Raw genomic sequence first — 8,638 nt, forward strand, 5'->3', positions numbered from 1 at the left:
CCTCTTTCTCCCGCGAGAAAAAGGCCAAAAATACAAAACATATTTTTGCACGTTTCTCGGCAGGCGGGAATCATCCCTTACGCATCAGCACCTGCTGTCTTTAAAACAGCTCTTATAGTATAGCACGCACATCCGTGTGTGTCAATCTTTTTTTGAATAAAACCACAAAAAACAGCGCCCGTATTTTACGGGCGCTGCAAATTGCTCTCGCTTAGCCGCCGAATTTCTGGCTGTTCAGCTTGATGCCGGGGCCCATCGTAGAAGCGACCGTAACGCTCTTGATGTACTGGCCTTTGGCAGCAGCAGGTTTCGCCTTCACGATGGCCTCCATGACCACTTTCAGGTTCTCTTCCAGCTTTTCCACGCCGAAAGAAGCCTTGCCGACGGGCACATGGATGATGTTGGCCTTGTCCAGACGGTACTCAATCTTACCGGCTTTGGCCTCGGTAACAGCACGGCCCACATCAGGGGTCACAGTGCCGGCCTTGGGGTTCGGCATCAAGCCGCGCGGTCCAAGGATTTTACCCAGACGGCCAACCATACCCATCATGTCAGGGGTGGTAACCAGCACGTCAAAATCGATAAAGCCTTCGTTCTGGATTTTCGCAACCAGGTCGGCATCGCCAACCATCATAGCACCGGCAGCCTCAGCTGCTTTGGCAGCATCGCCTTTGGCGATGGCAATGACGCGCACGTCTTTGCCGGTGCCGTTGGGCAGGACCACCGCGCCGCGGACCTGCTGGTCAGCGTGACGGCTGTCAACACCCAGACGGACGTGCAGCTCGACGGTCTCGTCGAACTTCGCTTTCGCGGTCTGGCAGCAAAGTGCCAGCGCTTCAGCGGTATCGTACAATTTGGTACGGTCGACCAGCTTTTTGCTGTCGACATAATGTTTACCGTGATTCATAGTATCCTCCTGTGGTATATCGGAATATTCCTCCCACTAATGGCGGGTTCGTTCTCTTAGTCTGTCACCGTAACGCCCATGCTGCGGCAAGTGCCGGCAACCATGCTGACCGCTGCATCCAGGCTGGCAGCGTTCAGATCGGGCATTTTCGTGGTGGCGATCTCTTCCAGCTGTTTGCGGGTGATGGAAGCCACCTTCGTTTTGTTGGGCACACCGGAACCGCTTTCGATGCCGATCGCTTTTTTGATCAGAACCGCTGCGGGCGGAGTTTTGGTGATAAAGCTGAAAGAACGGTCAGCATACACTGTGATGACCACAGGGATCAGATAACCGATGTCTTTCTGAGTGCGCTCGTTGAATTCTTTTGTGAACGCCATGATGTTCACACCGTGCTGGCCAAGAGCAGGACCAACAGGGGGAGCCGGGGTAGCTTTACCGGCCGGGATCTGGAGCTTAATATACCCCACTACCTTTTGAGCCATTTTGTGCACCTCCAAAAATTGTGGTAAGTTGCGGGCGCGGCCGGATGCCGGGCCCTCCCACGAGCGCTGAGCGCTCTATAAGCACCGCCAATGGGCGGGACTTACCAGAAAAAATAAACTTACAAGGGCTTGACCTGCGCAAAGTCCAGCTCTGCCGGCGTCTCGCGGCCGAACATGGAAACCTTGACGTTGACTTTTTTCGCGTCGGCATCGATGCCCTCAACGATACCGATGAAGCCTTCGAGCGGACCGGATACGATCTGCACATTGTCGCCCACGGCGTAATCCAGCTTGGTCTGACGCACATCCACGCCCAGTTTGTCCACCTCTTCATCTGTGAGGGGAATGGGCTTGGACGACGGTCCCACGAAGCCCGTGACGCCGCGCGTATTGCGCACGATGTACCACGAGTCATCGGTCATGACCATTTTCACCAGAACATAGCCGGGGAACAATTTGCGCTCGACTTCTCTCTCCTTGCCGTCCTTGATGTCCGGCACGATCTCCACCGGGACCTTCACCTCATGAATCAAATCATGCAGGCGACGATTTTCCACGATGGTCTCGAGATTTTGCGCGACTTTGTTCTCGTAGCCCGAATAGGTGTGAACTACATACCACCGGGCTTCGGTGTCTCTCTCCTCTGCCATGAATGGACCCCCGCTTTCTGTCAGTTGATTAGCCCGCGGTCTTCAGGAGCAGATCCAGCACAAGGCCGAACACACTGTCAAGCAGGAAAATCACGATCGCGGCGATGACCACGACAACAAGTACGATGCAGGTGTTGTTGATGATCTGCTTCTTAGACGGCCATACGACCTTTTTGACCTCGCTTTTGGTATCACGGAAATACTTGGCAAAGCGGGCAAAAGCGCCTTTCACGCCGGCAAAAAAGCCTTTCTTTTTCTTTTCGGTCTTGTCTGCCATGTGTGTCGTCCGCCTTTCTTACTTGGTCTCGCGGTGAAGGGTATGCTTTTTGCAGAAGCGGCAATACTTCTTCATCTCGAGCCTGTCGGGACTGTTCTTCTTGTTTTTCATCGTGTTGTAATTGCGCTGTTTGCACTCCGTGCAGGCCAGTGTAATCTTCACTCTCATGTTTCGGCACCTCCATTATTAGCCTCCCTCTCATACAGGCGGCGCTTCGAAAAATGCGCACAAAAAAATAGACCTGCAAAAGAGGTACACTCATCATACCACATCCGCACGGTGCCGTCAAGCGAAAAATGCTGTTTTTTAAAGCGGTTTGTGGCCCCGAAAACCTTTGCATTTTTTGCCCTGTATGCTATTATATAGTTTGTTGTATTAACATACAAGTATTAGCATGCGGATATCTGCCGCATGAAAGGTGTGTCATTCAATGGAAAAATGCAAGATCGCCGTCTTGTTCGGCGGTGTGTCCAGTGAGCACGAGGTTTCGCGCATGAGCGCCACCAGCGTGCTGAACAACCTGGATGCGGAAAAATACGAGGTCTATCCGGTGGGCATCACCAAACAGGGACACTGGTATCTGTACCGCGGTCCGGTGGAACTGCTGGCGGACGGCCGGTGGGAGCAGCATCCGGACAATGTGCCCTGCGCCGTATGCCCCGGCAGCGGCCTGACGGGGCTGGTCTGCTTTGAAGGTGCAGAAGTGCGCAACATTCCGGTGGACGTGGTTTTCCCGGTGCTGCACGGCAAAAATGGCGAGGACGGAACGGTGCAGGGCCTTCTGGAAATGGCCGGCATCCCCTATGTGGGCTGCGGCGTTCTGGGCAGTGCTGTGTGCATGGACAAAGTGGTCGCCAACCTGGTCATGGATGCGGCAGGCATCCGCCGCTGCGAGTGGGATTATATGGAGCGCTGGCAGCGTTCAGAATTCGACGCCATCGAGGCCCGGGTGGCCGCCAAACTGAGTTATCCCATCTTTGTCAAACCCGCCAACGCAGGTTCCTCTGTAGGCATCTCCAAAGCCGCAGACAAACAGGAGCTGCAAAAAGCGGTGGACCTGGCCTTTGAGCACGATGACCGCGTGGTCTTTGAGCGTTTTGTGGACGGACAGGAAGTGGAATGCGCCGTGTGCGGCAACGACGAGGTGCACAGCACCCTGCCTGGTGAAATTCTGGCCAGTGCCGAGTTCTACACCTACGATGACAAGTACATCTCCGGCACGTCCCGCACGGTCTACCCCGCTCAGCTGCCCGACGAGACGCTGAACGAAGTGGCGCGCACTGCCGAAAAGGCCTACCGCGCGCTGTGCTGCAAGGGTCTGGCCCGAGTGGATTTCTTCGTGGAGCGCGGCACCGGGGCAATTCTTCTCAACGAGATCAACACCATGCCCGGATTCACCAACATCAGCATGTATCCCAAGCTGATGATGGCCCAGGGAATGAGCTACGCAGAGCTGCTGGACCGTCTGGTGAAGCTGGCTCTGGAAAGAGGTGGCCGCAATGGCCGGTAACGGCGCGCCCATCGGCGTGTTCGACTCCGGCCTGGGCGGCCTGACCACCGTGCGGGAGCTGCGCAGGCTTCTGCCTGGCGAGGACATTGTGTATTTCGGTGACACCGGCCGGGTGCCCTACGGCACACGCGGCGTGGAGACCATTGTGGAATACGCCAAGCAGGACATCGCGTTCCTGCTGTCTCAAAATGTCAAATATGTGATCGCCGCCTGCGGCACCGTGTCCAGTACGCTGCCTGAAAGCATCACCGACCGGCTGCCTGTGCCCTACCTGGGCGTGGTCCCCAGCGCGGCGCGCGCCGCGGCCGCCGCCACCCGCACCGGCCGCATTGGCGTGATCGGGACGCCCGCCACCATTCACAGCCGCAGCTATGAAAAAGCCCTGCGTGCTTTGGCTCCTCAGGCACAGATCACCGCCACCCCCTGCCCGCTGTTTGTGCCGCTGGTGGAAAACGGTTATTTCGGGCGTGACAACCAGGTTACACGGCTGGTGGCGCAGGACTATTTGAAAGAGGTCAAGGCCGCAGGAGTGGACACCCTGATTCTGGGCTGCACCCACTACCCGCTGATCGCGCCGATTCTGGGAGATTTGATGGGTCCGGACGTAACACTGATTGACCCGGGCCGCGAGGCTGCCCGCACTGCCCGCACCTGGCTGGAGGAACAAGGCCTGCTGCGGGATGGGCAATCCGGCGAAGCGCACTACTTCGTCAGTGATTCCACGGACAGTTTCCGCCAGCTGGCCGGCTGGTTCCTGGGTGAGTACGCAGGCGGCGAGGTGCGCCGCATCCGGGTGGATGACTGCCGCCTGGAGCTGGAAGAGGAGGCGCGCGCGTGAAGGAAGATTATCTGATCACCATCCACGGCACTATGGAGCAGAACGGCGAGTCCGACAGCATCAAGCTGATGACCCGTGGCAGTTTTGTGCGCAAGGGCGGCAACTTCTTCATCACTTACAAGGAGACGGAAGCCACCGGTTATCAGGGTTGTGTGACCACCGTAAAGGTGGAGGGCAGCCATAAAGTCAGCATGCTGCGCTTCGGCCCGACCCCCAGCCAGCTGGTGATTGAAAAAGGGCGGCGGCATGTGTGCCACTACGAAACAGGCGTCGGCTCTCTGAGCCTGGGTGTTGCCGCCGACGTGATCGACAGCCACCTTTCGGAAGAGGGCGGCCGTGTTCGCTTCAGCTATCTTTTGGATGTGGACGCCAGCAGCGTCAGCCGGAATATTGTGGATATTACAGTAAAACCCGCCGATTGAGAGCGGGACAACAGGAGAGGAATAGGATGCAGGATTTTAAAAATTTTGACCCCCGCCAGTCTGCCATGGACGCAGCCCGCGCCATGTTGGAGCAGGCCGCCAAAGACGCCATGAACGACGGTACGCTGCCGCAGAAAGAACTGCCTTCTTTCGTGGTGGAGGTGCCGGGCGACGTAAAAAACGGCGACCTTGCCGCCAACCTGGCCATGGCTTCCGCCCGTGTGTTCGGCATGCCGCCCCGCAAAATTGCAGAGGCCATCACCGCACATCTGCCTGCGCTGGAGGGCACTCTGTTTGACCGGGTGGAGGTAGCCGGCCCCGGCTTCATCAATCTGTTTTTGAACATGAACTGGTATGCGAACGTCGTTCTGGCGGCCAATGTGGCCGGCGCGGACTACGGCCGCACGGACTTTGGCAAAGGAGAAAAGGTCAACGTGGAGTTTGTATCCGCCAACCCCACCGGCCCCATGCACCTGGGCAACGCCCGCGGCGGCGCGCTGGGTGACTGCCTGGCGGCTGCGCTGGACTGGGCCGGCTACGACGTAACCCGTGAGTTCTACATCAACGACGCCGGAAACCAGATTCTGAAATTTGGCAAAAGCCTGGCCACGCGTTATCTGCAGATCTTCAAGGGCGAGGACGCCGTTCCTTTCCCGGAGGACGGCTACCAGGGCGAAGATATCAAAGTGCTGGCCCGGCAGTTTGCGGACGAAGTGGGCGACCGGTATGTGGACGGCGACTTCGAGACGCTGCAGACGGACATTGCCGCTTTCGGGCTGCCCATCAATGTGCAGCGCCTGAAGGATGACATGGGCAAATACCGCGTTCAGTACGACGTGTGGTTCAGCGAAACCGGACTGCATCAGTCCGGCGCCATCGCCGACATTCTGGACAAGCTGGCCCAGCGCGGCGCCACCTATGAAAAGGACGGCGCCATCTGGTACCGCAGCATGCAGTACGCCGAAAAATACGGCGGAAACAAAGTCACCCGCAAGGGACTGGACGGCGAAGTGACCGATGAAGCCAAAGACGAAGTACTGGTGCGCGCCAACGGCGTACCCACCTATTTCGCGGCGGATATCGCCTACCACTACAACAAATTTGTGACCCGCGGCTTCTCCCGCGCCATCGATGTGTGGGGCGCAGACCATCACGGCCATGTGGCCCGGATGAAGGGCGCCATGGATGCCATCGGTCTGGACGGTGAAAAGCTGGACATCGTGCTGATGCAGTTCGTCCGCCTGATGCAGGACGGAAAACCCGTGCGCATGTCCAAGCGCACAGGCAAAGCCATCGGCCTGGCCGAGCTGCTGGATGAAGTGCCCATTGATTCCGCCCGCTTCCAGTTCAACCTGCGGGAGCCGGGCAGCGTGATGGACTTTGACATGGACGCAGCCGTGGCCCAGGACAATCAGAACCCGGTGTATTATGTGCAGTACGCCCACGCCCGCATCTGCAGCATTCTGAAGAAGATGGCCCAGGAGGGCATCGTCTTTGAGGGTGCGGACAAAGCGGACCTGACGCTGCTGACCGAGCCCAGCGAGATGGACCTGATCCGTCACATCGCCAACTTCCCCGGCGAGATCATCTCCGCGGCCAAGAGCTACGACCCCGCCCGGATTACCCGTTATGTGACCGAGCTGGCCAACCGCTATCACAAATTCTACAACTCCTGCCGTGTAAAGGACGCCGAGCCCGCTGTCTGCCAGGCTCGCCTGGCCCTGTGCACCGCGTCCAAGACCGTTATTTCCAATGCGCTGACCATGATGAAAATCACCGTGCCTGAGAGCATGTAACAGACAAACGAAACCGCCCGGATGAACACATCCGGGCGGTTCTGTTTTATGCTTCGTAATAGATCTGCTGCTTGATCTCCTCGGCCTTCTCCGGCCCTTCCAGTGCTTCCAGCACCAGGAAGGCAAAATCCACAGTGGCGGCAGCGCTGCGGCCGGTGATCAGATGTCCGTCCCGCACTGCGTACTGCGCGTGATACACCCCGCCGAAGTCCTCATTCATGGTGGTAAAGCAGGTGTAGTTTTTGCCCTTCAGATACCCTGCATGACCCAAGATGGTAGGCGCGGCGCAAATCGCACATACCAGCTTGCCAGCATCCCAGAAGGCGCGGATGTGCCGCTGCACCTCCGCACTTGCCTCCATGGCCTTGTACTCCGGCCCGCCCGGCAGCACCAGCGCGTCATACTGTGCGCCGTCAAACTGGGAAAATCGCTTCAGATTGGTGCAGGTCAGGCCAAAACGGCCGGTGGCATCGTCATCCAGCAAAGAATACACGTCCACCTGAACCCCGCCTCTGCGCAAAATGGCAAAGGTACCTACCGCCTCGATCTCCTCGAATCCATCCGTTACAAACATCGCAGCTTTTTTCATGGGAAACTCTCCTTTCCGGAACGGCTTTCAATAAATCCGCCTTTCCGTTCAACAAATGTTCCATTGTGTCCTGCTCTTTTCTTATGATACCATAAAAGCGGGCCCAAAAACAGCAAAGGAGCAATACCACATGAAACATTCAATCGGAACCAACATCCAGCAGCTGCGCCGCGCCCGAGGCCTGACACAGGAACAGCTGGCCGACGCGGTGGGCGTCAGCGCCGCGGCCGTTTCCAAGTGGGAGACCGGCGCCGCCTGTCCCGATCTTCTGCTGATGGCCCCTCTCGCCCGGCTTCTGGGCACCGATCTCAATCATCTGATGGATTTTCAGCCCCAGCTGACCGACCAGGAAGCACAGGCGCTGACGCAGGAATACAGCACCCTGTTTGAGCAGGGCCGAGCCGAAGAAGCTTCGCGCCTGAGCGAGCAGCTGCTGCATCAATATCCCAATGACCTCTGGCTGAAATTTTATGTTTCCTCTCTGTACCTGACTTACCTGCAAGACGCTGACCATGCTGCCCAACTGCTGGAGCCCTGTCTGGACAGTCCGGATGAACTGCTGCGCGCCAATGCCACGTACGTTCTGGCGGGTCTCTTGTGCCACGGCCCTCAGAGAGATCTGGAACGTGCCCGGCAGCTTTTGGACGGCCTGTCTTTCCCGCAGCTGGATGTCCGCGCGTTGAAAATTGCCCTGCTGGCGGAACAGGGGGCCCTGGCCCAGGCGGAACAACTCGCCCGTGCTGCCCTGGAAGAAAATCTTTCCGACGCCGTGCTCTGTCTCCAGTTTCTTGCCAAGTCCGCGCAAAGGCAAAAGGATTTTTCCAAGGCGCGGACCTTTCTGGATCAGGCGGAGGCCCTTTGCAAAGCAGCGGACGTTCCCTGCTTTCCCAACCTGCTTTCCGTCCGGCTTGTATCCGCCTGCCTGTATTGCGAAACCGGGGACCGCGTGCGGGCTCTGCAGGAAGTGGAACGCATGAGTCTCGAAGCCGAAAATTGGGCCGGCGCATCCAGGCAGACGCCACATTGCCGGTACACACTGCACACACTGGCACAAGCTGTGCGGGCCGAACTTTCCATGCTGCAAAATGACCCGCGGTTTGCAGCGGCGCTGGAACGATTGGCGCGCTGAACCTCTCACCAGAAACGACCGCCTGCCGTACGGCAGGC

Annotated in this window: 11 protein-coding genes and 1 other annotated feature (1 of these 12 running past the window's edge); of the genes, 5 read left to right on the forward strand and 6 right to left on the reverse strand. The window is 57.9% G+C overall.

Going from position 1 to position 8,638, the window contains the following annotated elements; genetic code table 11:
- Positions 1 to 122 (reverse strand) — a sequence feature (ribosomal protein L10 leader region); it reaches 17 nt to the left of the window's first position.
- Between the two features lie 89 nt (positions 123 to 211).
- The 5 genes from rplA to rpmG all read right to left on the reverse strand — a co-directional run bounded on the left by rplA (position 212) and on the right by rpmG (position 2,484).
- Positions 212 to 907, reverse strand: coding sequence for a 50S ribosomal protein L1 (rplA, locus tag WMO24_RS02150; RefSeq protein ID WP_349214584.1), 696 nt, complete (start codon positions 905 to 907; stop codon positions 212 to 214).
- A 56-nt stretch (positions 908 to 963) separates the two neighbouring features.
- Positions 964 to 1,389, reverse strand: a complete 426-nt coding sequence (rplK, locus tag WMO24_RS02155) for a 50S ribosomal protein L11 (protein ID WP_349214586.1) — start codon at positions 1,387 to 1,389, stop codon at positions 964 to 966.
- Between the two features lie 119 nt (positions 1,390 to 1,508).
- A complete protein-coding gene (gene nusG, locus WMO24_RS02160) occupies positions 1,509 to 2,039 on the reverse strand; it encodes a transcription termination/antitermination protein NusG (protein ID WP_349214587.1) in 531 nt (176 codons plus the stop codon).
- A gap of 28 nt (positions 2,040 to 2,067) precedes the next feature.
- Entirely contained in the window at positions 2,068 to 2,316 is a 249-nt protein-coding gene (secE, locus tag WMO24_RS02165; protein WP_349214589.1) for a preprotein translocase subunit SecE, read from the reverse strand.
- 18 nt (positions 2,317 to 2,334) lie between these two features.
- Positions 2,335 to 2,484: a 50S ribosomal protein L33 gene (gene rpmG, locus WMO24_RS02170; RefSeq protein WP_349214590.1), complete on the reverse strand. Its 150-nt coding sequence runs from the start codon at positions 2,482 to 2,484 to the stop codon at positions 2,335 to 2,337.
- 262 nt (positions 2,485 to 2,746) lie between these two features.
- Here rpmG and WMO24_RS02175 point away from each other — a divergent pair, with 262 nt between their 5' ends.
- Genes WMO24_RS02175 through argS form a run of 4 tightly spaced genes read left to right on the forward strand, consistent with a single transcriptional unit; the run spans position 2,747 to position 6,882 of the window.
- Complete coding sequence (locus WMO24_RS02175; RefSeq protein WP_349214592.1) at positions 2,747 to 3,826, forward strand: D-alanine--D-alanine ligase family protein; 1,080 nt, start codon at positions 2,747 to 2,749, stop codon at positions 3,824 to 3,826.
- Positions 3,816 to 4,664, forward strand: coding sequence for a glutamate racemase (gene murI, locus WMO24_RS02180; protein ID WP_349214594.1), 849 nt, complete (start codon positions 3,816 to 3,818; stop codon positions 4,662 to 4,664). The genes WMO24_RS02175 and murI overlap by 11 nt, the downstream gene beginning before the upstream one ends.
- Positions 4,661 to 5,086 carry a YwiB family protein gene (locus WMO24_RS02185; protein WP_349214596.1) on the forward strand — a complete coding sequence of 142 codons (426 nt, stop codon included), beginning with the start codon at positions 4,661 to 4,663 and terminating at the stop codon, positions 5,084 to 5,086. The genes murI and WMO24_RS02185 overlap by 4 nt, the downstream gene beginning before the upstream one ends.
- Positions 5,087 to 5,112: 26 nt before the next feature.
- Positions 5,113 to 6,882, forward strand: coding sequence for an arginine--tRNA ligase (gene argS / locus WMO24_RS02190; RefSeq protein ID WP_349214597.1), 1,770 nt, complete (start codon positions 5,113 to 5,115; stop codon positions 6,880 to 6,882).
- Between the two features lie 46 nt (positions 6,883 to 6,928).
- On the opposite strand, the gene WMO24_RS02195 is transcribed toward argS, so the two are convergent.
- Positions 6,929 to 7,471, reverse strand: a complete 543-nt coding sequence (locus WMO24_RS02195) for a DJ-1/PfpI family protein (RefSeq protein WP_349214599.1) — start codon at positions 7,469 to 7,471, stop codon at positions 6,929 to 6,931.
- Between the two features lie 130 nt (positions 7,472 to 7,601).
- Here WMO24_RS02195 and WMO24_RS02200 point away from each other — a divergent pair, with 130 nt between their 5' ends.
- Positions 7,602 to 8,600, forward strand: a complete 999-nt coding sequence (locus WMO24_RS02200; protein ID WP_349214600.1) for a helix-turn-helix domain-containing protein — start codon at positions 7,602 to 7,604, stop codon at positions 8,598 to 8,600.
- The last annotated feature ends 38 nt before the right edge of the window (positions 8,601 to 8,638 follow it).

Source organism: Ruthenibacterium intestinale (assembly GCF_040096265.1).
Classification (GTDB): domain Bacteria; phylum Bacillota; class Clostridia; order Oscillospirales; family Ruminococcaceae; genus Ruthenibacterium; species Ruthenibacterium komagatae.